Below are 25,457 nucleotides of genomic sequence, written 5' to 3'. Positions count from 1 at the left end.
CCTTTATTTACCGATACAGCGATAGGTAAATCCAAGTTCTTCTATTTCTTTCTTTTCGTAGATATTACGACCATCCAGCAACACCGGGGTTTTCATTGTCTTTTTGATGACAGCCCATGACGGCAAGCGAAATTCTTTCCATTCCGTTACCAGCATCAAAGCATCTGCATCCAGTGCAGCATCGTACATATCAGTAGCATAGTAAACACTGTCACCTATTCTGCGGCGGCATTCCGTCATGGCAGCCGGATCGTACGCACGTACTTTACAGCCTGCATTCAACAACTTATTTATCAGAATTAAGGAAGGTGCTTCGCGCATATCGTCAGTTTCCGGTTTGAACGCCAATCCCCATAAGGCAATCGTCTTATCGTTCAAGTCGCCATTGAAGTGCCGTTGCAGCTTTTCGAACAATATACTTTTCTGTTTCTCATTCACTTCCTCTACTGCTTGGAGTACGCGCATCTGATAGCCACTCTGTTCGGCAGTCTTGATTAATGCCTTTACATCTTTTGGAAAGCATGAACCGCCATATCCAATGCCCGGATAAAGGAATTTGCGACCGATACGCGTATCGGAACCGATACCGCTGCGCACCATATTGACGTCAGCCCCTACCAATTCGCACAGATTGGCAATATCGTTCATGAAGCTGATACGGGTGGCGAGCATGGAGTTAGCCGCGTATTTTGTCATTTCGGCGGAAGGAATATCCATGAAGATAACACGGAAGTTGTTCAGCAAGAACGGTTTGTATAGTTTGCTCATTAGTTTTTTTGCACGTTCGGATTCAACTCCTACTACAACTCGGTCGGGACTCATGAAGTCTGCCACAGCATTGCCCTCTTTCAAAAATTCGGGATTGGATGCAACATCGAACTCCATTTGCACTCCCCGCTTATCCAGTTCTTCCTGAATAGTTGCACGTACTTTCCTGGCGGTTCCCACCGGAACGGTACTCTTGGTTACTACCAGTACATATTTTTCCATATTGCGCCCAATGGTACGTGCCACTTCAAGTACATAACTCAAATCGGCGCTGCCATCTTCATCGGGTGGAGTTCCCACAGCGCTAAATATGACATCTACCTCATTCAAGCAACTTTCCAAAGAAGTGGTGAATTGCAGACGTCCTGCTTTTGCGTTTCGGTTTACCATTTCTTCCAGTCCGTTTTCATAGATTGGAATAATTCCCTGTTTCAACGCTTCTATTTTTTCGCTGTTTGTATCAACGCAAATTACATTGACACCGATTTCCGCAAAACAAGTACCGGTTACTAAACCGACATACCCTGTACCGACAATGGCTATTTTCATATCTTATTCAAAATATTCCGCATCTTTGAACGATACGGCATGACCGTCTTTCTCCGACAATAAGAGCTGCGATTCAGCAACCGGCCAATCAATGCCTACGGTTTCGTCATTGAAACGAACAGACGCTTCCGCTTGCGGGGCATAGCCGTTATCTACTTTATAGGTAAAGATAGCCTCTTCGCTCAATACCAAGAAACCGTGGGCAAAGCCACGGGGTATGAAGAATTGCCGTTTGTTGTCTTCGCTCAATTCTACACTGACATATTTGCCGAATGTAGGAGAAGATTTGCGTAAATCAACCGCAACGTCCAATACCTTACCTTTAATGACACGTACTAATTTAGCCTGGCTGTACTCACCTTTCTGATAATGCAACCCGCGCAATACACCGAAAGAAGATTTTGATTCGTTGTCCTGTACAAAGTGTACATCACCGATATGGGTACGGAATTCTTCTTCCTTAAACGCTTCCATAAAGTAGCCGCGTGCGTCATTGAACACTTTCGGTTCAATAACCCATACACCGTCAATTTCTGTTTGTATGTAGTTCATTGCTTTAGAATGATTTATGTATCTTTAATTGAAAACCAAAATTATCTCCATATATCTCTCCCATATCCAAGGCGAGAGATGCGTTAAAGTTCCAGCCTTTCCATCTTTCAGGAGAATAAGAGAACGAGGCATATGCTGAAAAGTTCTCCAAAATATCCAGTGTAGGAGCACCCGGAGTTCCCCACGTCCTGTTATGGCTCATCTTGGCGATGTAGCTCCACTCCGGACTTATCTGTCCGCTCCAGCCGATGTGCAACGCTTTTACACGGTTATATTTGAAAGCCATATATCCGTCCTCATTATAAATAGGTGAGGCAATCAAAGGATTGGCTATCATCATACCCCAATGTGCCCAGCCCGGATAAAGGCCGTTATTGTAATAATTGTCGCTTCCTCCTGTTTTGTGCACAGGACCTTCCTCGGGTTCGTGCAGGCCATGCAGCGGACCACTCATGTTGGTAGTCTGCAAATATTCAAAGACCACTGCATTGATAGGCTTGAAATTATTGAAACTCATTTCAATTCCCCACAGACCATCCCAGCCGTTTTGCTTACCCATAGCAGAGAAGTCGTCAAAGTGGTTGCACAAATATGCGCTGATTGAGAATTTGTCGGCACGGTGAGTCAGTCTTATTTGTTCGCTGCCCAAGAAGTTGCCTTGATAGAACTGACTGTCATTGCCGGGTTTGTCCTCACCGGCGGAACCCGGGATAAACACTCTGAAATAATCTTTCAGTGTGTTTCCTAAATCGGTGCTGCTACCGTCTGCATTCATCATATGTCCGCCAAATTGCGTATCAAGCGTCATGCCGATGTCAAACTGCCACTTTCCGTTAGGTACTCCCACACGGATAAATCCTTCTTTGTGATGATATTTGATGTCTTTCGTATACCAATATCCCGCCCCTACTTTACGTTCCTGATACTTATTGTCAGTGAACCAGCCGTAAGAGATTTCGCCTTTTATGGCAAGGCGCGGAAGTATGTAAAGGTATTCGGGGATGCCTGCCATTATTTGGGGAATGGGTCTTGCATTGCCCGACCATGTCATGTCGCCACTGCTTAAAGCATTGTTCAGCAATGGAGCGCCTTTCTCACGACTTCCGGCAAAAAGTCCCAACCATTTGTAGCGTACATCTATATATGCCTGTTGGATGAATATATCCTTATCGCCTTTAAAGTTCATTCCGACAGCTGCTACCATATCCAGCTTTTCCTCAAATTTCCACTTGCCCAGCTGGTGCTTGTAGCCTACTCCGCCCCGTACATAAGTATTGTCATAAATGGAGCCGAGCCCTTGCTGGTTGCTCACTTGCCACAGAGGAGTGTAATCTCCTGTATGTACGGTGGCTCCGTATTCAACGAAAGGAGAAACCTGTGCGGTTGCCATGTTGCTTCCTATAAAAATAAAAGCCAATAAACAGATAGGGATACGCATGATAGTGGATAGTCTATATCTGGTTAAGTGCTGACAGTAATCCGTGTTCATTTCAAAATATATAATATAGTTTATAGTCTTAATTAAAGGAGACGTAGAAAACGCTGCAAAAGTAGGAAAAAAATCTAATATATCAGCCATAGCCGATAAAGGAGTTTCCAAAGTTTGCTGTGTTTATAAGTTGTTAATAAGAAAAACGCGGCGAAAGTGGTGTATCTCCGATAAAACCGCTACTTTTGTAGCATGATTGAATTAGCACAACATATAGAAGTATTGTTATTGGAGAATGATTGTGTCATTGTTCCGGGCTTGGGAGGATTTGTTGCTCACTATACTCCGGCAATGAGAGCTGTGGAGGAAAATACATTTTTACCCCCTACCCGTATCATCGGTTTCAATCCGCAGTTGAAGATGAATGACGGGCTGCTGGTGCAATCCTATATGGCTGTGTACAGTACGGACTTTTCCGATGCTACCAAGATTGTGGACAAATCGGTGGAAGAGTTACTGGCTCTGCTCCACGAAGACGGGAAGGTAGACTTGCCGAATGTCGGCGAGTTACGCTATTCCATTCATGATACATATGATTTTGTTCCTTACGATAATAAGATTACTACTCCTTACTTATATGGTCTCGATAGTTTTGAGATGCAGGAACTGGCTGCCATAAGCAAGCCTTATGAGGACAAGGTTATTCCTTTCGTACCGGTTGTCAGGGAAGAAAAGAAGCGTAAGTACGAGATTCGTATCAATCCCTCTTATCTGACGAATGCAGTTGCCATGATTGCCATTGTGGCTCTGTTCTTCTTCCTTTCCACGCCCATAGAGAATACGGAAGTGGTGAAAGCCAACTATGCGCAGTTGCTCCCTAGCGAGTTATTCGAGCAGATAGAAAAACAATCGCTGGTTATAACTCCGATTGTTGTCCATCCCAAAGCCGGAGACAAGAAGGTAGAAGCCGCCCGGACTAACTTGCCGCAGTCCGCAAGCAAGAAAGTCACAGTTCCTGTTGCCGTAAAAGAGATAAAGGTTAGCCGGCAGCCGGTCGCTCCTATTCAGCCTGATACAGAGACTGCAACCGCTATTCCTGCCGCTCAGCCCGCAAGGACGCCTTACCACATCATCATAGCCAGCGTAGGCACCGAAAAAGATGCCAATGCCATGGCACAACAGCTGGTCGTCAAAGGACATACAGGTGCTAAAGCAATTATCGGTGACGGCAAGATGCGTGTCAGCATTCAGTCATGCGCCACAGAGAAAGAAGCCTATCGCGCTTTAAATAAGATTCGTCAGGATGAAGCATTTCAGAATGCCTGGGTGCTGAAAAGATAACTTTTCTCCGTGATGAACTATTAATAATCAACTATCCAATCTATCCAATGAAACGTATCCGCTGCCCCAAATGTGAGAACTATCTGACTTTTGATGAAACAAAATACACCGAAGGTCAGTCCTTGGTGTTTGTATGCGAGAACTGCAAGAAGCAATTCAGCATACGTTTGGGCAAAACGAAAATGAAAGCTCCGCAGAAAGAAGAGAATCCGGATGAGACTGAATATAAAGAGGCTTTCGGTAGTATTACAGTCATTGAGAACGTTTTTGGCTTTAAGCAAGTACTGCCCTTGCAAGAGGGAGATAATAAGATTGGCCGTCGTTGTGTAGGGACTGTTATCAATGTTCCGATAGAAACTTCGGATATGAGCATGGACCGCAATCATTGTGTGATTAATGTAAAGCGTAATAAGCAAGGCAAACTTATTTACACGTTGCGTGATGCCCCTAGCCTGACAGGTACTTTTCTGAATAATGAGATTTTGGGAGATAAAGACCGCGTCCGCATTGAGGACGGGGCTATTGTGACTATCGGCGCCACTACCTTTATTCTTCGGACGGCAGAGTAAATAAGTTGCCTTCTCGGTTTACCCACCAATAGCGTATAAACAATACTCCGGTAAAGATAAGTGCAAGTGAAAGCCCGGTATAAAAGACCGAAATAAATGCGTCCGGCAACCAATGGAACGAGCGCATCGTAATGCCGAACGTTATCATAAAGACCATTACAATCCAACCTTTTACATCAAAGAAAGAGAAAGGACAGTTCTTCTCTTTCTTTTTTTGTTCGATACGTTTGGTATGTTTGTAATAGAGCTTCTTGAATATCAGCAAAAAGAACAGAAGAAACACAACCGTAGCCTCTCCTATCTTGAACAACCAATATTGTGAATCCGTCAGCCACGTTACTATCCCTATCCTAAGGATATTGGCTCCGGCGGCAATCCATACGACTCCGGCGGTGACAAGCAATACTTTTCTGTTTACTCCGTATTTCATATTTCTATTTTGGGTTGTTCTGCTGATATAGGGAACAAATATAGGAAAAATATGTTCGCAAATCGCATTGTGTACCTTGCTGTTTATCAGATATATGTATGTACCAGAAAGTTTCCTCCTTTGGTACGTCCCGTACCTCAGCGTGGTACGGTCTGTACCTTACTGTGGTACGACGTGTACCATAGTAAGGTACAAGACGTACCATCGGTTGGTATTCCTTGTACCAACCGATGGAAATTGAACTATCATACGGGAGAAAATCGACGGTTCCGTAGGGGGATTCCGGCGGGAATGCCTACCAGTCGTATTCTTCGGTGTATCGGTCGAAAACAACTTCCTCTTTCCAACCATGCTTCCTGCATACTTGGCGGATGCACTCCTGCTGCTTCGGGGTGAGTCCCAACTTCTGATTACGGTACCGGTAATAGGGAGAATGGCTGAAAATGGCTTCCAGATTGAGATGGACAGCGCGGGCAATACGTGCGGGCATATCATCATAAAGATTCTTGAAGCCCCATGCCACTCGTATTTTCTTGTTTGTACGAAAATGCGGGCACTCTTTTCCCGCTTCCGGATAACAGAGGGGATTGATAACGGACAGTCGGATGTTTTCCGCTGTATTGTATTGTGTCATACTGTGTCGCAGGCAGTTTTCGGCTTTTGGGCATTGGTCGTTGAAACACAATGTGTATTGGGCTACTTGTTTGTTGAAGTCGGTGTTGCTTTCCATTCTTTTGTTCGGGTTTTAATGAATATGTATTGTCCGGTAAAGGTACATGAAAAATATCGGTTAGGCATCACATAGGTGCTGTTATATTCAGTGTGGCAGGCATAAAAAAACAGGGTAAAACCGCAGTCTTACCCTGTTTATTTTCATAATATCGGTCCTTGTTTAGAGAATGCCTTTTACCGTTTCCAGCATACCCTTTTCCTGAATGGAGTTCAAGAAGCCGGTAACCATATCCGTCAAGCCCGGAATGGTATTCAAATCTCCGTGCTCGCCCCAGATAAGGTCTTTGGCAGCCAATACGCCTTCCGCCACCTTGCGGGTGTCGCCTGTTGCCCAAAGGTCTTTCAGCAGTTGCATGATTTCGGGAGCGTCGTTCGGAGTGATTTCCGCACCGTCGGCACGCACACCACCCTTATAATAGGTGATGATGGCGGCAAGGCCAAGCACCAGTCCCTTCGGAAGTTCGCCTTTGCGTTCCAAGTAAGTCTTTAAGCCCGGCAGGTCGCGGGTTTGATATTTCGGGAAGGAGTTCAGCATGATGCTGGTCACCTGATGCTCTACGTAGGGGTTGTCAAAACGTTCCAATACATCGGCTGCGAACTTCTTCAGTTCTTCGATAGGCAGGTTCAGTGTCTGCATCAATTCGTCAAACTGTACTTTGCGGACATACTTGCCTATAACAGGGTGGTTGCAAGCGTCGCGCACGATGTTTACGCCGCTAAGGTAAGCCACCGGAGAAAGTACGGTGTGAGGACCGTTCAGCAGGGTAACCTTTCTTTCGTGGTACGGAGCCTCAGACTTCACAAAGAGCACATTCAGTCCTGCCTTGTTTGCGGGGAATTCTTCTGCCAACTGGCGGAGAGAGAGGTTCTCGGCAGCTTCGATAACCCACAGATGGAAGATTTCGGCCTGTACAACCAAGTTGTCGGCATAACAGATTTTCTTCTGAATCTGCGCAATCTCCTTACGCGGGAAGCCCGGAACGATGCGGTCTACCAAAGTGGCGCATACATAACAATACTTTGTAAACCAAGTCTTGAACTTCTCATAATCTGCACCGAAGTCGTCTTTCCACAGTTCGATGTATTGGTAGATACATTCTTTCAAATGGTGTCCGTTCAGGAAGATTAATTCGCAAGGCATGATGATAAGACCTTTGTTCTTGTCGCCCTTGAAAGTCTTGAAACGACGATATAATAATTGGGTCAGCTTGCCCGGATAGGAAGATGCGGGAGCGTCGCTGAACTTGCAATTCGGGTCGAAGGCGATGCCGGCTTCCGTTGTATTGGATATTACGAAACGTATTTCGGGCTGGTCGGCAAGCGCCATGAAGGCTGCATTCTGAGAGTATGGATTCAATGCGCGGCTGATGCAGTCGATACGCGTCAGACTATTGACAGCTTCACCGTTCAGGCGGCCTTGCAGATTGACGTGGTAGAGACAATCCTGACCATTCAGCCATTCTGCCATACCTCTTTCTATGGGCTGAACCACTACAACACTGCTGTTGAAGTCGGTCTTCTGATTCATGTTGTAAACAATCCAGTCTACAAATGCACGAAGGAAGTTACCTTCACCGAATTGAATGATTCGCTCGGGAGCAACGGACTTGGGAGCCGTCTGTTTGTTTAATGCTTTCATCTTAAAAATGATTTTAATAATAAGTTATGGATTATGATTTATAATTTATGGTGTTTGGGGATTATTCAAACTCAAAGTAAAAGTCTATGTTCTCTTTCATAAGGATGTCAATAGGCATATACTTTACAGCCGTAACCGGCTTCTTGAACACGATGTGATTGCATAATGCCTTGACACCGCAATAACCTTGCAGTCCCGGTCGCTGCCCGATAAGGTAATTTACTTCGCCGCTTTTCAAATATTCCACATTCTTTTGAAGTAAGTCATAACCTACCAGCGCATTCATTTTTTGTTTCTTCTTTTGCAGATAGCTTGCTACCTGATATACGCGGGAGTTGAATACGGCTCCTAAGACCGCTTTGGGATGTTCTGCAAAGAAAGTGTCTAATAATTCCTCATTGGAGTTATTATTTTCCTTGTGAAGAATGATATCGTGTATAGTCAGATTATCGTGCTCGGTTGCAAGATATTGCATAAAACCCTCCAGACGGCGTTGCATTTGCACCTCAGCCGGACTGTTCTTTTGATTATTCAGGAAAAGTACGATTTCTTGCCCTTCTTGATAACGACGCATCAATATTTTGGCAGCAATATATCCGCTGATTTTTGAATTCTGACCGATATAGCATAATGCATGGGTTTCTTCCATGTTGAAGTCGATGAAGGCATAAGGAATCTTTTTGTTTTCCAGATAGGATGTCAGTTTCAAAGTGTCGTCCTGAAAGTTCGGAGCAATCAACACCGCGTCAACAGGCTCGGTTTGAAGCTGTGCACATGCTTTTTCATAAGAAGTTTTATCCGCATGGTTGTAATACAGGTAATCTATCCCGACGTTGAACGGACGCAATTCCTGTGCGGCACGGTCTATGCCTTGCGCTACGGAGTGCCAATAATCATGCTCTATATAATAAGGTATAATGCAAACTATATGATAACGCTTTTTGGCAGCCAGTCCTATGGCAAACATGTTAGGATGATAATCTATTTCATCAAGAACCTTCTGGACCTTTTCTCTACTCGCGCGGGATACGTCGCCCCGGTTATGGAGCACGCGGTCTACAGTTCCGGCAGATACACCCGCCATGCGTGCAATGTCTTTTATCGTATAATTCTTGTTTTCCATATTCTCCCTACCCTAAGGCGTTTAAAGGTCCTACGTTCAAAACTTAAATATTATAAATATTTGCCGCAAAGATACGAATTATTTTGTTTCTCCAAGTAAAATTTCTACTTTTGTGTTCGATAACGGTTAATAAAAGTAAAAAGCCTTATCAAGCCTATTAGCTTTACAATCAATACTATATAGGTGTAATAATAGGAAAGTAATTTTTTTAGATACTTAAAACACAAGAAGATGAAAAACTTTATGGACGAAAACTTCCTGTTGCAGACAGAAACCGCACAGAAGTTGTACCACGAACATGCGGCTAAAATGCCGATTATCGATTATCACTGTCACTTAATTCCACAAATGGTAGCAGACGATTACCGGTTCAAATCACTGACGGAAATCTGGTTGGGTGGCGACCACTACAAATGGCGTGCTATGCGTACCAATGGTGTGGACGAGCGTTTCTGCACCGGTAAGGACACCACCGATTGGGAAAAGTTTGAAAAATGGGCGGAGACCGTACCCTATACTTTCCGTAATCCTTTGTATCACTGGACGCATTTGGAGTTGAAGACAGCATTCGGTATTGATAAGATTTTGAATCCTAAAACTGCACGTGAAATCTACGACGAATGTAACGAGAAGCTGAAACAGCCGGAATATTCGGCTCGCGGTATGATGCGCCGTTATCATGTAGAAGCGGTCTGCACTACGGACGATCCTGTTGACTCACTGGAATATCACATCAAGACCCGTGAAAGCGGTTTTGAAGTTAAGATGTTGCCTACTTGGCGTCCCGACAAGGCTATGGCGGTGGAAGTTCCTGCAGATTTTCGCGCATATGTAGAGAAGTTGGCGGAAGTAAGCGGTGTAACCATCTCTACTTTCGATGATATGATTACAGCTTTGCGTAAACGTCACGACTTCTTTGCCGCTCAGGGATGTAAGCTGTCCGACCACGGTATCGAAGAGTTCTATGCGGAAGACTATACGGATGCGGAAATCAAAGCAATCTTTAATAAGGTGTACGGCGGTGCAGAGCTGACTAAGGAAGAAATCCTGAAGTTCAAGTCGGCTATGCTGGTTGCGTTCGGTGAAATGGATTGGGAAAAAGGTTGGACACAGCAATTCCATTATGGAGCTATCCGTAACAATAATAGCAAGATGTTCAAGTTGCTCGGTCCTGACACCGGCTTCGATTCTATCGGCGAGTTTACTACAGCCAAAGCAATGGCTAAATTCCTCGACCGACTGAATTCGGAAGGCAAACTGACCAAGACTATTCTGTACAACCTGAATCCGTGCGCCAATGAAGTAATCGCTACTATGCTGGGTAACTTCCAGGACGGTACGATTGCCGGCAAGATTCAGTTCGGTTCCGGCTGGTGGTTCCTCGACCAGAAAGACGGTATGGAGAAACAGATGAATGCCCTTTCCGTACTTGGTTTGCTGAGCCGTTTTGTCGGTATGCTGACAGATTCACGTTCCTTCCTGTCCTATCCGCGCCACGAATATTTCCGTCGTACGTTGTGTAATCTCGTAGGTCGTGATGTAGAAAACGGTGAAATTCCTGTTTCTGAAATGGAACGCGTTAATCAGATGATTGAAGATATCAGTTATTACAACGCTAAGAAGTTCTTCCAGTTCTAAGACAAGGAAGAGATATTCTAAATCAGCCCTTCCATGCTTGCAGTAAAGTATCAAGTATGGAAGGGCTTTTCATTCATACTGCTAAAATCAGGCTTATACGCTCTGAGTGACAGATACCTTATAAGAGATATTCTGCTATGTCTTTGATGTTCTTTAATTGGATAAAGTTGGGATTTGTAATGTCTCCTTCATGGGCCTCATGCTGCCAAGTGATATGATGAGGTATGTGGGCGGCATACCCTCCCAACTCCAGTACCGGCAGTATATCCGATTTTATGGAATTTCCCAGCATCAAGAATTTCTGTGGGCGGCATTTCATCGTGTCAAGGAGTTTTTGGTAATCGGACTTCTTCTTGTCGCTCATTATTTCAACATGGCAGAAATATTTCATCAGTCCCGACCCCATAACCTTTCTTCTTTGGTCGAACAAATCTCCTTTGGTTGCCAATATCAGTTTGTATCTTCCTTGCAATTGGAGCAACACGTCTTCCACTCCATCCAAAAGCGTCACAGGTCTTTGCAAAAGTTCCTGCCCCTGTTTGATGATTTCTTCTACACAATGTATGTTTTCTTGTCCATCGGTGATTCGGCATACGGTTTCAATCATGCTGAGCATCATACTTTTCAAGCCGTATCCATACATATGCAGGTTTTTCATTTCCGTTTCAAACAGTTCTTGTGAGACTGCTTCCGAGGGCTGATATGTTTTTAGCAGATTACAGAACTTGTGCTCAAACTCTTGAAAATAAAGCTCGTTTTCCCAAAGAGTATCGTCCGCATCGAATGCCACGACTTCTATTTTGTCTTTCATACGTTGCCTGTTTTATTGTTATTGCCTATCTTTGCCGCAAATATAAACAATTAAAACATAATAATTAATTAGTAAAGGATGACTCAATCACCCCAAACTCATGCCAAAGGTTTTAGTAAAGCCTTTTGGGTAAGCAACACAGTAGAACTTTTTGAACGCATGGCATATTATGCCGTATTTATAGTTCTTACCATTTATCTTTCCAATATCTTAGGTTTCAACGACTTTGAAGCGAGTATGATTTCCGGTCTGTTCTCAGGCGGTCTTTATCTGCTTCCCATTTTCACCGGAGCTTATGCCGATAAGATAGGCTTCCGCAAATCAATGATTATCGCCTTCTCTCTGTTGTCAGCAGGCTACTTGGGCTTGGGAGTGCTGCCTACCTTGCTGGAGGCTGCCGGATTGGTGGAATACGGTGAAGTAACACGCTTTTCAGGGTTGGCCGACAGTAACGAACGTTGGATGATTGTTCCTGTATTGTTTGTCATTATGCTTGGCGGTTCATTCATCAAGTCTATCATATCTGCATCGGTTGCGAAAGAAACGACTGAAGCAACCCGTGCCCGCGGTTATTCTATCTTTTATATGATGGTGAATTTCGGTGCTTTTACCGGAAAGACCATTATTGACCCTTTGCGCAACGCTATCGGTGAACAGGCTTATATCTATATTAATTTCTTCTCCGCAGCAATGACTATTCTTGCATTGCTGTCAGTTATTCTTCTATACAAGTCGGCGCATACGGCAGGTGAAGGTAAAAGTATGCGCGAAATAGGGCAAGGTTTCCTGCGTATCATTACAAACTGGCGCTTGTTGATTTTGATTCTTATTGTAACCGGATTCTGGATGGTACAGCAACAACTGTATGCCACAATGCCTAAGTACGTTATCCGTATGGCAGGAGAAACAGCCAAACCGGGATGGATAGCCAATGTGAATCCATTTGTTGTGGTCTGCTGTGTAAGTTTCATTACCAGATGGATGGCAAAGCGTACCGCTATTACATCCATGAACATCGGTATGTTTCTGATTCCGGTATCCGCATTACTGATGGCATGCGGAAATCTGTTGGGCAATGATGTCATTGCGGGAATGAGCAATATCACATTGATGATGATACTCGGTATTGTGGTACAGGCTTTGGCAGAATGTTTTATTTCTCCACGCTATCTGGAATATTTCTCTTTGCAGGCTCCCGAAGGAGAAGAAGGTATGTATCTTGGATTCAGTCATCTCCATTCTTTCCTGTCTTCTATTTTCGGGTTTGGCATAGCCGGTGTATTGTTGACTAAATATTGTCCCGATCCGGCTTTGTTTGCAAGCCGGGAAGCTTGGGAAGCTGCCAGTGTGAACGCACATTACATCTGGTATTATTTTGCGGGAATAGGGTTGGTGGCTGCCATAGCTCTGTTGATTTTTGCAAAAACCACCGAATTCATCGACAAAAAGAAGAAAGTATAATCTTTTATATTTTGCATATTTTGCGTATATTTGCCGTCACTTTTTCAAAAAGTGACGGCTTTTTTGTAATTAAGAAGATTAAAATGAAAGTAAGATTTATAAGCCTTGCAAGTGGTAGCAGTGGCAATTGTTACTATATAGGCACAGAAAAATACGGAATACTCATTGATGCCGGTATCGCTGTCCGTACCATAAAAAAAGGATTGAAAGAGGCTGGCATCAATATGGAAATGATACGTGCAGTGTTTGTTACCCATGATCATGCCGATCATATCAAAGCGGTAGGCGGACTGGGTGAAAAGCTGAATATTCCAATCTATACAACCGCACGTATTCACGAAGGAATAAACAAGAGCTACTGCATGACAGAAAAGTTGCATTCATCCGTTCGTTATTTGGAAAAACAACAGCCTATGCAGCTGGAAGATTTCCATATCGAATCTTTTGAAGTCCCCCATGACGGTACAGACAATGTAGGTTATTGCATTGAGATAGACGGCAAGGTATTCTCTTTTCTCACCGACCTTGGAGAAATAACTCCTACTGCGGCGCAATATATCTGTAAAGCCAATTATTTGATATTGGAGGCCAATTACGATGACGAAATGTTGCGTATGGGTACTTATCCCCAATATTTAAAGGAGCGCATAACCAGCCGTACCGGACATATGAGCAACATTGCTACCGCAGAATTTCTTGCCGAGAATATCACTGAGCATTTGCAATATATCTGGCTCTGCCATTTAAGCAAAGACAATAATCATCCGGAACTGGCTTATAAAACCGTTGAATGGAAATTAAGGGAGAAAGGTATTATTGTAGGTAAAGATGTGCAGCTCTGTGCTTTAAAGAGAACCACTCCTTCCGAACTGTATGAGTTTGAATAAAAAGATACCCATTTCATCGAAAAAAGTCCGGGAATTGTTTGCGGAATAAAATAAAAGGACTACCTTTGCACCCGCAAACAAGAAATAAGTAATGCACTCTTAGCTCAGTTGGTAGAGCAACTGACTCTTAATCAGTGGGTCCAGGGTTCGAATCCCTGAGGGTGTACTTAAAAAAGGAACAACAATAGTTGTTCCTTTTTTGTTATATATTCATATTTTTTTATCTTTGTAACTATTCAGCAGATATTTCTAAATTATAAAAACATACTATGGATAAAGGTGCAAAACAAGTCGTGGTTTTATTGGCACACCCCGACATTAAGAGTTCTCAAGCCAACAAAGCATTGATGGATGCCATTAAAGAGTTGGAAGAAGTGGCAATATACAATCTGTACGAGATGCGTTCTGAGGATGCTTTTAATGTGGACTCATGGAGCAAGATTATATCCCAAGCGTCTACTTTGGTGTTCCAATTTCCATTATATTGGATGTCAGCCCCTTCCTTGTTGAAGAAGTGGCAAGATGAAGTATTTACTTATCTGGCCAAGACTCCGGCAGTGGCCGGCAAGGCTTTTATGGTGGCAGTCACTACCGGCTCTGAATATAGCGCCTATCGCAGTGGCGGAAGAAACAATTTTACGATAGATGAATTATTAAGACCTTATCAGGGAAGCGCCATACATGCCGGAATGGTCTGGCAAACTCCTGTAGTGGCGTATGGTATGGGGACGGCTGATGCAGGAAAAAATATTGCGGAGGGGGCTAATACCTATAAGCAGAGAATTGAAGCATTAATTGGAAAAAGCCACGCAGGCAATGATTGGTAATCATACAAACAAAAGTGATGTATCAATACGAATTTTAGTTGTTTTTAAGTAATAGGCATATTCATTTTATTTATATGATATGCCTTTCTTTTGCAGCATATCAAAATCCTCTTCTCTCATTCCTATATCATCCAGAGGACGGGCTTCATTATGATCGTTAAGGTACACTCCGGGCTTTTCGGTATACAAAGCATTTGTAACGGATAATGAATCGTTCCGATACGGTGTCTCTACTCCTCCCAACTCCAGCATGGTCTGAAAGAACGAAGCGCTGGATGATATATTCTTTTGCTTATTGGCTTCGGCATTTGTCAACAGAGCCGGGTAATTCCGCCGGTAACTATCAGACATCCATACTAAGAAAGGCACATGTATCTGATAGTACGACGGAACCGGTGATGCGTGCAGAAAAAGATGACGATTATCATCGAAAATGTCTTCTCCATGATCTGAAGTGTAGAGCATTGCCGCATTCACGTTCTGTTCTTGCAGCATCCGAATGAGGCGCGACAGAAAATCGTCTGTATAACGGATGGAGTTATCATAGGCATTCACCAAATTATCCTTATATTTCACTTCGGCATCCACCGGAAAATCAGGCAGGAAGAAAGCATTACCCGAAGGGTAGCGTTCACGATAATTGAAATGCGAGCCATAGGTGTGAAGAACGATAAATTGCTTGGAAGCATTTTTCGCCAATTCGGCAGCTACCAGTTCTAAAAGTTCATCATCAGAAGGGTTATAATCGGCGCTTCTTCCTGTATTCTCTTTTATAAAGTCGTATGTATCAGCTTCTTTCCCAAAAAAGTCGATAAATGAATGATTGTAACGTTGATTGGAGAAGAAAGCCGTCTTATACCCCGCCTCCTTGAATGCCGTGATAACTCCTTTTTGCCGGTAGATAGAATTGAAATTATGTGCCGAAATCGAAGACATCAGCATCGGCACGCTCTTGTGCGTAGTATTGGATTCTGTCAGTGCATGGCAGAATGCAGTCAGCCCTTCTACTTTGGACAGTTTCGGGTTCGTATCACGACTATAGCCATAGATTGACCAGTTCGCGGCACGGGATGTTTCTCCGATTACCATGACATAGACTTCCCTATTCTCTTCCGGATGAGTGGCTTTTGCTTGAAAAGTAAAGTCTTTCGAGGTTTTCGCATAGTTTTGTGTCTGTGCAGTACGCTGAAAGGCAAGTGCAATATTATAGCATACATTTGCCGGATATAAATCCGATTTCAATTCATAACGGGAATCGAACAGATAGGCAGTTCCTAATGACAGGATGCCGAGAATCATTACAATACAGGCACGCCTGCGTTCCCTGTGAATGAATATTTCCGGCAGTTTTCGTTTTTTGGCGACAGACACCGCAGCCAAAAATAATGCCGGAATATACAGCAACACTACAATGACAATGGCGGGAATCAGATTATCCAGTAATTCCAAGGCTTCGCTGGAGTTGGTCGTTACCAGATTAAGAAACATATCTACCGCAATAATGGACTGTCCGAAGAGGTACAACAACACAATCTGGAATGCTCCGAAAAATAGAAAAGGAAACAATATCCAAAAAGTCTTTCCGCAATTCCTCGACCCACTCATTACTATATAATAGATGGAGAAAGGCAATACTACATTACACACCTTTGCTACTAAAGGCATAGGTTCTGTAAAACATAGTACAATATTGGGTACTATAAGAACTGCCAGGAACAAGTAAAACAAGTTCTCTTGGTTTTCAAACCATTTGTTGATTTTTCTAAAAAGCTTCATTGATGTTAAATATAAATCCGGTCTGGTGCTTGCCAAACCCTAAATCCAAACGTACATTCACTCTCTTCTTAAACTCCCAGCGATAGCCGAAGCCATAATTGGGAAGAATATGTTTCACATCGAATTCGGAGAACTTCGGGAAAATGGTACCCGCTCCCACCCACACAGCTACTCCATTTCGTTTCCAAATATGCTGACGAAGTTCTATTTGAACATCCATAGCACATTTGTCACGATAACGCCCTTCGTAATAACCGCGCATCGAATACGAACTGCCCAAAGTTGCCATTAGCCCCCAAGGGGGATTCCCATAATTCAGCAGAGTATGGAACTGTCCTGCCAAAACACCACCTTTCCATACGGTATGATAATACCTTGTATCCAATTCCGTACTGCTGAAAGCATATTTATTCCCTAAAAAGGCAGGGCTGAAACGTTGGTCTATTCTCAGGTAGTATCCCTTGTATGCATTGGTCAGGAAGTCTCGTGAATCATAAAGTAGCGACAGGCCCAAACTGAGGTTTGTTGTGCGTGTACTCATGCCTCCCCACAACTCCGGCTTGTCAAAATCATGCCCGTACACATAATCGAATACAGCCATAGGTCCTATATAGAAATTTTGTGCAAGCCGGAACATAAAATCCGCTTTTATTTGTGCCTGAAAACGGTCATAATCACTTTCATTGGCACTGTTGGCTCCGTTGTCATATCCGGTTCCCCAATATAAACTGGGGAAAGAATAGAAATAAAGGTTATAATTCAACCGGTATTTATCATGCGGGAAAAGATGCGTTCCGCGTACTCCCAATAGATAGAAGCCTACTGTGGAAACATCTCCATACAATGATACATTGGAAGGCGGAAGGATCGTATCGTTCCGGTCGGAGCGGTAAAGTCCTGCTGCAACCAATCCCAGTCCCAACTTGGTGTCACTGGAATAGTGCGGTCCGCCGATAATGCTAAAATCGAATTTCTTATTTTTCTTTTCTTTATTGGCATCGTTGAAGTAGTCTAAAAATTTTTTGAAGAAACTCCGTTTAGCAGGAACAGAGTCTGGGACGATGACAGAATCCGTACCAGCCGAAGTATTTGCTTCTGCCAGACGTGTTTGTGCATGAACAGCAGTTACAGTCACCAACAAAATTAATGATAACAGGCATCCTTTTAGTTTTGTGTCCATTTTCTATTTGCTAAGAAACCCTTAGGGCAAAGGTAGTTGTAAATATTCCATGTTACAACAATATTACAAGGCTTTTTGTTTCCATTAACTCCGATTTAATGTCTATTATTTCCTATAAATGCTTTTACCCGAGTGCTGACAGAACAATCCTTAATCCCCTGTGTTTCTTTATAATGAACAAAGAACAACTTGAAATATGAAAACAGCAATGGATATTCCCGATAAAGAGGGACGCAAGCGACTGGTCATTGTAGGCGGAGGTTTCGGCGGACTGAAACTGGCAAGAAAATTAAAGAGTGACAAGTATCAGGTCGTCTTACTGGACAAGAACAACCACCATATTTTTCAGCCGCTACTCTATCAGGTGGCTACGGCAGGTATCGAGCCAAGCGCCATTTCCTTTCCTTACCGCAAAATCTTTAAGAAAAGAAACCATTTCCACATACGTATTTGTGAAGCACAATGTGTCATTCCGGAGAACGACTTACTGGAAACGTCTATCGGTACATTGGCCTATGATTATCTGGTGATTGCCACCGGATGCGATACGAATTATTTTGGCAACAGCGATATGGCCAAACAGACTATGGCTTTGAAGAATACATCGGAAGCCCTGTTCAACCGTAATCAAATTTTGGACAGCTTTGAGCAAGCCCAAAATACCGGAAATCCGGAGGAGCGCAAACGTCTGATGACTTTTGCCATTGTGGGTGGAGGAGCCACAGGCATAGAACTGGCAGGCGCTTTGGCGGAAATGCGAAAATTTGTCCTTCCGCAAGATTATCCGGATCTGAATATCAATGAGATGCGCATTATTCTGATAGACGGTTCTTCCCGTCTCCTATCCGCTTTTTCGGAAAAATCGTCCCAAGAAGTGGCGGAATATCTGAGAAGCCGGAATGTGGAAATTAAGCTGAATGCGCGAGTTATCAACTACAAAGAAAATAAACTTGTGCTGAGTGAAGGGGCTCTAATAGATACCAAGAACGTGTTTTGGGTAGCCGGTGTACAGGCCAACAGTCTGCAAGGTTTGCCGACCGAAGCCTACGGACCGGGAAACCGTCTGAAGGTGGACAACTATAACCGTCTGTACGAGTATCCCAATATCTTCGCCATTGGCGATACAGCCTTGATGACTTCCGATGCCTTTCCTAAAGGGCATCCGCAAGTGGTTCAGCCTGCCATCCAACAGGCAAGGAATTTAATTATCAACTTACAACGTATGGAGCAAGGCTTGCCTTTACAGCCTTTCATATACCACAACAAAGGGGCTATGGCCACCATTGGCCGCAATCATGCAGTTGTTGAATTAAAGAAACTGCGTTTTGGAGGTTTCCCGGCATGGGCCGTATGGCTGTTTATTCATTTAATGAGTATCGTGGGGGTAAAAAACCGTTTATTTATATTTGTAGACTGGATGTGGAGTTACTTCACCTACGATCCGTCATTACGGATAATCATTAAACCGTTGAAACGGGAGTAAACATTTGTTTATTCTTTTATTTTACAAAATGCTGTTTTTTGCGGCTTTTTTGTGTTTTTTTATAAAAATGGTTATATTTGCACTAACCTTATAAACAAATAATGAGATTTTATCTCAATAAACACAGTAAAATAAAAGAAAGAGATTATGAAAAAATTAAATTTGAAATTGGCTGCAACTGTAATGGTATGCGGTGCTTTTCTTTTCAGTTCATGTATTGGTTCTTTTGCCTTGCACGGTAAGTTGTTAAGCTGGAACCAGGGTGTCAGCAATAAGTTTGTCAATGAACTTGTTTTTCTTGCATTCAATATCATTCCGGTGTATGGCGTATGCTACTTGGCAGATGCTTTGGTTATCAACTCCATTGAGTTCTGGAGCGGAAATAATCCCTTGGCAAGTATCGGTGACGTCAAGAAAGTAAAAGGCGAAAACGGAAACTACTTGGTAGAAACTCTTGAAAACGGCTACTCTATCACAAAAGAAGGTGATGAAACTGCATCTATGGAGTTAATCTATGACAAGGACTTGAATACTTGGAATGTTGTGGCAGACGGCGTAAGCACTGAACTTCTGCAGATGAACAACGACGGCACTGCACAGATGACTTTGCCCAACGGCGAAGAAATGACTGTTACTCTGGATGCGCAAGGTGTATCCGCCGCTCGTCAGGCAACTATGGTCAATACCTATTATGCAGCACGTTGAGAGCTAAATAATAAGAATTAAAAAGACCAAAGAGGTTATATCAAAATATAAAACCTCTTTGGTCTTTATTTTAGACGGGTATTTTCTTTTATTTAGAACGGATATCCCACTGCAAAATGGAATGCGAAATCGCGGCTGAATTTGGGATGAAGAATAGGAAAATGTTCCTTGCTGTTGCTGTACACCGGATTGACAGCTTTCATACCACCGTCAAAACGCAGGACGAAGAAGTCCAAGTCCAATCGTAATCCCAAACCGTAGGCTACGGCTATCTGTTTATAGAATTTATTGAGTTCAAACTTACCTCCCGGCTGGTCTTTGTAATCGCGCAATGTCCAGATGTTGCCGGCATCCACAAAGACAGCCCCCCTGAATTTCCAAAAAAGACGTGTGCGGTATTCTATGTTCGCATCCAGCTTTATATCTCCCGACTGATTCATGAAGTTTCCGTCACCGGGGAAAACGCCCGGCCCCAAATCACGTACCGACCAGCCTCGCACACTGTTGGCGCCGCCGGAGAAGTAACGCTTTTCAAAAGGCACAATCGTTGCATTGCCGTAAGGAACGGCTATGCCGGCTCCCACATGAAATGCAATGGAGTTGCGATTATCGATAACAACGTTCTTGGCAAAATCGAAATCTCCCTTGACATATTGTGCGAATGGGATACTCAGCAATGAATACTCCCCGTCTTCATTCTTCTTCATGTTAGTCATTTTGGCAAAAGCATACAGCAAATTGCCTGCCGACTCAAAATTGACACGAATGGAATATGAGTTGCCTATGATTGTGTTGTTCATCAAGGCCTGCCCTGCGCTATTGTACGTGTAGCTGTATCCTGTGCGGACAATCAGGCGGTCATCATAGTTGTACTTTAAAATATAATTTTCATCTTTCTCCAAGTAATTTTCACGGAATTCCTTGGAGATGGAAGGCATATACAGATAGTTGATGTCCAGCAAATCAATGCGGTGTTGCGCCCGCTGACGTTGCAATCCCCATTTATAACTCCATCCGGCAGAGGCGATGATGCGTGAAAATTCCGGACGTATCTGATAATTGTACTGTACGCCAAACTCTGTGGTGGCACGTATCTTCCGCCTGAAATCTCCGGACAGGAACGGAAAGAGGAAACGCGGGAAGTTAATGGTCGCTTCCGCTCCCAACTCGGTGTAATCCTCGTGGTTGTAGCCACCCTGCAGACCGGATACGGCTTCGTAGGCGCCACGCAGTTTTATCATAAAGGTTTCGGAGCCTTTGAACATATTCCGGTTCTGGAACGATACGGATGCAGCCGCCCCCAAGTCTCCTGCCGAATTGGTTCCTTCCAACTCAAGCGATACGGACTGGTGTTTGCTTTTTGTCAGCATCACATAGGCATTCAGTTTGGAGGTATCGCCCACCTGTGTTTCAAAAAAACGGATATTGGTGTATTTCAATGCTTGCAGACGTCCGAAATTGGAGTATGTGCGCTGAACATCCGGTTCATTATACAAGCTTCCCGGCACGATACGCAGATTATTGGTCAGGACTTTCGGACGCAAATAGAGTCTATCCTTGTAATATATGGGAAATCCTTTGTAATGTATGGAATCGTTAATTTCTATGCTGCTCAAAGCGGATGATTCAAGCACATTATAGTCCGTAATGAAGTTTACCTTATTGATGTAATACTGCCGGTGATTTTGCGGGGCGTCATCGTTGTGCTGCCGATAAGGGGCCAGATGCATGGTTACGTCTACCTGATAGGTGTTTCTCACCGTATCTGCCGTATAAGAGATGTATTCCTTATTAAACTTATAATATCCGTTACGAAGAAGATTGTCCGTAATGCGTTGGCGCTCTGCATTCAGGCGGTTCACATCAAAATACATTCCCTCGGTGAGGTAGGTGTCGGCCGAATCTTGCCGCATATATTCCTTGATTTTCTCGTCTTGGATGTCATACTTGAGAGAGCGAATCTTATAGGGTTTTCCACCGGAAACCTTATATGTCAGCTTCAACTTCTTCTTTTTTATGTGTGTAATCGGTTCTACGGTAGCACTCATATAGCCCATATTCTGTATGGCCTTTGTCATTTCTTCACCGGAACGTTCCGTTTCTTCCGCCTTATATATCACCGGGGCGTCTCCCATGCGGCGCAGGGTGCGGTTTATCCAGCGTGTGGAATCCCTGCCCGACCAGTTATAGACGTACAACTGTGTCTTTATCAAACTGAACCATTTGGCATTCGGGTTTTGGCGGACATACATCGAGAGGCTCGAAGGCTTGATGTCCTTGTTGTCCGTTTGTATGCGCACTTCGTCCAACAAATACGAACCTTCCGGCACATATTTCGTGGCAGAACATGAAGCTAATAAAAGTACGGCGGTAGCAAGTAGTGCGTAGCGAAAGCCTTTCTTCATACTAAGTTATTAATTGCGCATAAATTACTGCAAATATAGAAATAATCGTGTACTTTTGCCAAATAAAACCAAACAACTTATGGCACTAAGCAAGAATCGTATCAAATATATCCGTTCACTGGAGTTGAAGAAGAATCGTAAAGCCGATAAAGTGTTTCTGGCAGAGGGGCCGAAACTGGTCGGCGATTTGTTGGGGCACTTCCGTTGCCGTCTTCTGATTGCAACTGCCGAATGGCTTTCCGCGCACAAGCATCTGCCGGTAGAAGATGTAGCCGAAGTATCCGAAGAGGAACTCTCACGCGCCAGTCTGCTGAAAACGCCCCAACAGGTACTTGCCGTTTTTGAACAGCCGGACGAAGCAATGGATGCTTCCGTCATAGGCCGCTCTCTTTGTCTGGCATTGGATGATGTGCAAGACCCCGGCAATTTGGGGACTATCATTCGCCTTGCCGACTGGTTTGGCATTGAGCATATCTTCTGTTCGCCCAATACGGTGGATGTTTATAACCCAAAAACCGTGCAGGCCACTATGGGGGGCATCGCACGTGTAAAACTGCATTATACTTCCCTGCCCGAACTGATTGGCTCATTGAAAGACATACCGGTATACGGCACTTTTCTGGACGGGGAAAATATGTACACTCAGCCGCTTTCCGCCTATGGATTGATAGTTATGGGGAATGAAGGCAACGGTATAGGAAAAGAAGTGGAGCAACTCATCAACCGGAAACTGTATATTCCCAATTATCCGTCGGAACGTGAAACTTCCGAATCTTTGAATGTTGCTATTGCTACCGCAGTAGTTTGTGCCGAGTTCCGGCGACAGGCAGCATCGTTGTAATGTCAAAATTGGAGAAATAGACAGGCAACAGTCTGCAACTCCCGTCAATAGAGGGTGGCGGAGTTTTAGTAAAACTCCGGGGAAAATTTACTAAAACGTCCCCGGAATTATAGTAAAACTCCGGAGAGGTTTTACTAAGTTCCTGAAAAATGTGTGCAGAATTGAAATTTGCGTCAATTTTTTTCAATTCCTCTTGTGTCAACAGAACGATTGCTCCCGGCAACCATTCCACATTTTCTATCTCTTCGGTCAGTGGAAATAAACGTACAACTATCCCCTCTTCCGTTTCTACTACATACTGTTTCAGGTAACCGTACGCAGGCAAGAACAAAAAGTGTGAAGCAAAGCGTTTCATTACTTTTCAGTAGTTGGGCGTAATCTTGGGCGGGGACGCATTTCAGGACGGCGAGCATTGTCATTCTCTTCATCCTGTTGCTTCAATTCTACGGGTTTGCTTGGTGGCGTATCTTTCTTTATCTCCTTATCCTCAGTCCCGATGCTGTCTTTTTCAGCATTAAAAAGGGTGTCCGTTGCATGATAGCGCATCAGGCTGATACGGTCTGCCAATATGCTTTGCGCAGACTGTTGTGCCGGATAATAGATGAATCCGCGTATTTCTTTTATCGTTCCCAATGTGTCGGCAAACAAGGAAATAGTCTCTGTGCCCGGTTGCTTTATCTTCAGCATACCGTTCAGCGTATCTTTGGCATAAAAAACCTGCATTGCCATTAATGGCGCATGAAGGCTGTCGGGTGTTCCGTTCAAGAAGCGGAAGCGAACTGTCCATCGCAACGTATCTCTGTCCTTGAAGTTGGTGTCCGAAGGAAGTGTAAAGGCAAGCTTATTATTCAACGGCATCCCGGTAAGATGATAGATGTGCCGCCCTATCCATACATCGATACTGTCGCCAGGAAGAGATTCTTTGGGCTTGTTGTCGCGTAAAGCAATCAGATGGTTAATGCCGTCTCTTTCGGCCTTTAACCGTTGGTTTACTTTCTCGTAGACTTTTGTGAGGGCATCCGGATGGCGGGCATACCACACCATTGAAGTATCGAAATCGGCTTGGGTGATGCCGTATTTCTTGTAAACAGATTCAATGTAGAGTACACGCTTATAGCTTTCGTTATAAGGGATTTCCTCTCCCATCGCCTTGGCAATGTGGAAGTCGTAAAGTACGTTTTCCATTTTGGCGTCCGGTATCACTGTGTCAGGTCTCTTAACCTGACACGCCGTCAGACTGAACGCCAAAAGGATTACGCTATACCATTGAATCTGTTTTTTCCTTTTCATGATTTCTTTATAACATGATAGGAATCATTCAAATATTTACTGTAGAACAGCAACAATGCTATGATACCGCAACTGATTGCAGCATCGGCAAAGTTGAAAATCGGGCTGAAGAAGATGAAATGATTTCCACCGATGAAAGGCATCCATTCAGGCCAGTTTGTTTCGATAATGGGGAAATAGAACATATCTACCACTTTACCGTAGAACAGCGGAGCATACCCGCCGCCTTCGGGCATAAAGGTTGCCAGTTGCGAGTAGGTGCTTTCATTGAACAGTACTCCGTAGAATACGCTGTCGATGATATTGCCCAATGCTCCTGTCAGGATGAGTGATACACAGACAATAAATCCCGTCTTCATGCCATGCTTTATGAACTTGTACAGGAACCAGCCTATAACCCCTACCGCAACGATTCGAAATGAAGTAAGGAACAATTTTCCGAATATCTCCAAACCGAAAGCCATACCATTGTTTTCGGTAAAATAGATATAGAACCAATCGGTGATGCGTATACTCTCATGCCAATACATTTGGGTCTTAACAATCACCTTAATTACCTGGTCGATAATCAATACCGAGAAAATAACGAGTAAGGCTATCCGCCCTTTCGTGAAAAATTTCTTCATCCTTATTTCTTGCCGTTGTTTTTAGCTTCAATGCTCAATGTTGCATGAGGCACCGCACGCAGACGTTCGGCAGGAATCAGTTTGCCTGTTTCGCGGCAGATGCCGTACGTTTTGTTCTCAATACGTACCAGAGCCGCCTGTAAACCTTGGATGAACTTCAGCTGGCGTTGCGCCAAGCGTGTCGTTTCTTCCTTAGACAAGGTATTTGCTCCTTCTTCCAGTACTTTGTATGTTGGAGATGTATCGTCGGTATCATTACCGTCTGCACCCGTCAGGCTGGCTTTCAGCAACTCATAATCGCGTTGTGCCAACTCTAACTTTTCCATAATAATGGCGCGGAATTCTTCCAATTCTGCATCCGAGTATCTTGTCTTTTCTGCCATAACTTTACGTGT

24 protein-coding genes and 1 tRNA gene are annotated in these 25,457 nt (G+C 43.8%); 10 read left to right on the top strand and 15 right to left on the bottom strand.

Going from position 1 to position 25,457, the window contains the following annotated elements; all coding sequences use genetic code 11:
- Nucleotides 1–3: 3 nt before the first annotated feature.
- From KG118_RS08750 to KG118_RS08740, 3 genes are read right to left on the bottom strand one after another with little or no spacing between them, the layout of a single operon-like run.
- Entirely contained in the window at nt 4–1,317 is a 1,314-nt protein-coding gene (locus tag KG118_RS08750; protein ID WP_117710208.1) for a UDP-glucose dehydrogenase family protein, read from the bottom strand.
- A gap of 3 nt (nt 1,318–1,320) precedes the next feature.
- Entirely contained in the window at nt 1,321–1,869 is a 549-nt protein-coding gene (gene rfbC / locus KG118_RS08745) for a dTDP-4-dehydrorhamnose 3,5-epimerase (RefSeq protein WP_117710209.1), read from the bottom strand.
- Nucleotides 1,870–1,873: 4 nt separating this feature from the next.
- On the bottom strand, nt 1,874–3,307 hold the full coding sequence (locus KG118_RS08740) for a capsule assembly Wzi family protein (RefSeq protein ID WP_213388419.1): 1,434 nt from the start codon (nt 3,305–3,307) through the stop codon (nt 1,874–1,876).
- Nucleotides 3,308–3,550: 243 nt separating this feature from the next.
- On the opposite strand from KG118_RS08740, the gene KG118_RS08735 reads away from it, so the two are divergent.
- Complete coding sequence (locus KG118_RS08735; RefSeq protein ID WP_213388416.1) at nt 3,551–4,639, top strand: HU domain-containing protein; 1,089 nt, start codon at nt 3,551–3,553, stop codon at nt 4,637–4,639.
- Nucleotides 4,640–4,686: 47 nt separating this feature from the next.
- On the top strand, nt 4,687–5,208 hold the full coding sequence (locus KG118_RS08730) for an FHA domain-containing protein (RefSeq protein WP_117710212.1): 522 nt from the start codon (nt 4,687–4,689) through the stop codon (nt 5,206–5,208).
- Here the strand turns inward: KG118_RS08730 and KG118_RS08725 are convergent.
- The 4 genes from KG118_RS08725 to KG118_RS08710 all read right to left on the bottom strand — a co-directional run bounded on the left by KG118_RS08725 (nt 5,186) and on the right by KG118_RS08710 (nt 9,132).
- Nucleotides 5,186–5,638, bottom strand: coding sequence for a hypothetical protein (locus KG118_RS08725; protein WP_213388415.1), 453 nt, complete (start codon nt 5,636–5,638; stop codon nt 5,186–5,188). The genes KG118_RS08730 and KG118_RS08725 overlap by 23 nt on opposite strands.
- Before the next feature lie 295 nt (nt 5,639–5,933).
- Nucleotides 5,934–6,368 (bottom strand): DUF6078 family protein, encoded by a 435-nt coding sequence (locus KG118_RS08720; protein ID WP_117710214.1) that lies wholly within the window; start codon nt 6,366–6,368, stop codon nt 5,934–5,936.
- A 162-nt stretch (nt 6,369–6,530) separates the two neighbouring features.
- Nucleotides 6,531–8,009 carry a tagaturonate reductase gene (locus KG118_RS08715; protein WP_118323740.1) on the bottom strand — a complete coding sequence of 493 codons (1,479 nt, stop codon included), beginning with the start codon at nt 8,007–8,009 and terminating at the stop codon, nt 6,531–6,533.
- 61 nt (nt 8,010–8,070) lie between these two features.
- Entirely contained in the window at nt 8,071–9,132 is a 1,062-nt protein-coding gene (locus KG118_RS08710) for a LacI family DNA-binding transcriptional regulator (protein WP_117710216.1), read from the bottom strand.
- Between the two features lie 231 nt (nt 9,133–9,363).
- On the opposite strand from KG118_RS08710, the gene uxaC reads away from it, so the two are divergent.
- Nucleotides 9,364–10,770, top strand: coding sequence for a glucuronate isomerase (gene uxaC, locus KG118_RS08705; RefSeq protein WP_117710217.1), 1,407 nt, complete (start codon nt 9,364–9,366; stop codon nt 10,768–10,770).
- 118 nt (nt 10,771–10,888) lie between these two features.
- Here uxaC and KG118_RS08700 read toward each other — a convergent pair whose 3' ends face one another.
- Nucleotides 10,889–11,581, bottom strand: coding sequence for an HAD family hydrolase (locus KG118_RS08700; RefSeq protein WP_213388413.1), 693 nt, complete (start codon nt 11,579–11,581; stop codon nt 10,889–10,891).
- Between the two features lie 78 nt (nt 11,582–11,659).
- Here KG118_RS08700 and KG118_RS08695 point away from each other — a divergent pair, with 78 nt between their 5' ends.
- The 4 genes from KG118_RS08695 (at nt 11,660) to KG118_RS08680 (ending at nt 14,756) form a co-directional block, all read left to right on the top strand.
- Complete coding sequence (locus tag KG118_RS08695; RefSeq protein ID WP_118323739.1) at nt 11,660–13,042, top strand: peptide MFS transporter; 1,383 nt, start codon at nt 11,660–11,662, stop codon at nt 13,040–13,042.
- 83 nt (nt 13,043–13,125) lie between these two features.
- Nucleotides 13,126–13,929, top strand: a complete 804-nt coding sequence (locus tag KG118_RS08690) for an MBL fold metallo-hydrolase (RefSeq protein ID WP_117710570.1) — start codon at nt 13,126–13,128, stop codon at nt 13,927–13,929.
- Nucleotides 13,930–14,022: 93 nt separating this feature from the next.
- Nucleotides 14,023–14,095: transfer RNA gene (locus tag KG118_RS08685), tRNA-Lys, on the top strand.
- Nucleotides 14,096–14,198: 103 nt separating this feature from the next.
- Nucleotides 14,199–14,756, top strand: coding sequence for an NAD(P)H-dependent oxidoreductase (locus tag KG118_RS08680; protein ID WP_117710220.1), 558 nt, complete (start codon nt 14,199–14,201; stop codon nt 14,754–14,756).
- Between the two features lie 66 nt (nt 14,757–14,822).
- On the opposite strand, the gene KG118_RS08675 is transcribed toward KG118_RS08680, so the two are convergent.
- Both KG118_RS08675 and KG118_RS08670 read right to left on the bottom strand, forming a co-directional pair.
- On the bottom strand, nt 14,823–16,532 hold the full coding sequence (locus KG118_RS08675; protein WP_117710221.1) for a lipid A phosphoethanolamine transferase: 1,710 nt from the start codon (nt 16,530–16,532) through the stop codon (nt 14,823–14,825).
- Complete coding sequence (locus KG118_RS08670) at nt 16,519–17,712, bottom strand: BamA/TamA family outer membrane protein (RefSeq protein ID WP_117710222.1); 1,194 nt, start codon at nt 17,710–17,712, stop codon at nt 16,519–16,521. The genes KG118_RS08675 and KG118_RS08670 overlap by 14 nt, the downstream gene beginning before the upstream one ends.
- Before the next feature lie 196 nt (nt 17,713–17,908).
- Here KG118_RS08670 and KG118_RS08665 point away from each other — a divergent pair, with 196 nt between their 5' ends.
- Both KG118_RS08665 and KG118_RS08660 read left to right on the top strand, forming a co-directional pair.
- Nucleotides 17,909–19,195, top strand: a complete 1,287-nt coding sequence (locus KG118_RS08665; RefSeq protein WP_117710223.1) for an NAD(P)/FAD-dependent oxidoreductase — start codon at nt 17,909–17,911, stop codon at nt 19,193–19,195.
- 147 nt (nt 19,196–19,342) lie between these two features.
- Nucleotides 19,343–19,900, top strand: coding sequence for a DUF3332 domain-containing protein (locus tag KG118_RS08660; protein WP_117710224.1), 558 nt, complete (start codon nt 19,343–19,345; stop codon nt 19,898–19,900).
- Nucleotides 19,901–19,992: 92 nt separating this feature from the next.
- On the opposite strand, the gene tamL is transcribed toward KG118_RS08660, so the two are convergent.
- Complete coding sequence (tamL, locus tag KG118_RS08655; protein ID WP_117710225.1) at nt 19,993–22,305, bottom strand: translocation and assembly module lipoprotein TamL; 2,313 nt, start codon at nt 22,303–22,305, stop codon at nt 19,993–19,995.
- 79 nt (nt 22,306–22,384) lie between these two features.
- On the opposite strand from tamL, the gene KG118_RS08650 reads away from it, so the two are divergent.
- On the top strand, nt 22,385–23,146 hold the full coding sequence (locus KG118_RS08650; protein ID WP_117710226.1) for an RNA methyltransferase: 762 nt from the start codon (nt 22,385–22,387) through the stop codon (nt 23,144–23,146).
- Here KG118_RS08650 and KG118_RS17655 read toward each other — a convergent pair.
- Genes KG118_RS17655 through KG118_RS08635 form a run of 4 tightly spaced genes read right to left on the bottom strand, consistent with a single transcriptional unit; the run spans nt 23,097 to nt 25,445 of the window.
- Entirely contained in the window at nt 23,097–23,501 is a 405-nt protein-coding gene (locus KG118_RS17655) for a hypothetical protein (protein WP_117710227.1), read from the bottom strand. The genes KG118_RS08650 and KG118_RS17655 overlap by 50 nt on opposite strands.
- The gene (locus KG118_RS08645; RefSeq protein ID WP_117710228.1) at nt 23,501–24,436 is read right to left on the bottom strand and encodes a DUF4296 domain-containing protein; all 936 of its coding nucleotides are present in this window, start codon (nt 24,434–24,436) and stop codon (nt 23,501–23,503) included. The genes KG118_RS17655 and KG118_RS08645 overlap by 1 nt, the downstream gene beginning before the upstream one ends.
- Nucleotides 24,433–25,062 carry a lipoprotein signal peptidase gene (locus KG118_RS08640; RefSeq protein WP_009120968.1) on the bottom strand — a complete coding sequence of 210 codons (630 nt, stop codon included), beginning with the start codon at nt 25,060–25,062 and terminating at the stop codon, nt 24,433–24,435. Before KG118_RS08640 ends, KG118_RS08645 begins: the two co-directional genes overlap by 4 nt.
- Before the next feature lie 2 nt (nt 25,063–25,064).
- Complete coding sequence (locus KG118_RS08635) at nt 25,065–25,445, bottom strand: TraR/DksA family transcriptional regulator (RefSeq protein WP_004290962.1); 381 nt, start codon at nt 25,443–25,445, stop codon at nt 25,065–25,067.
- Nucleotides 25,446–25,457: the final 12 nt, after the last annotated feature.

Origin of the sequence: Bacteroides propionicigenes (genome assembly GCF_018390535.1) — a bacterium.
Classification (GTDB): Bacteria; Bacteroidota; Bacteroidia; order Bacteroidales; family Bacteroidaceae; genus Bacteroides; species Bacteroides propionicigenes.
The sequence above is the reverse complement of the archived record's forward strand: the minus strand, read 5'-3'. Positions and strand labels throughout refer to the sequence as shown.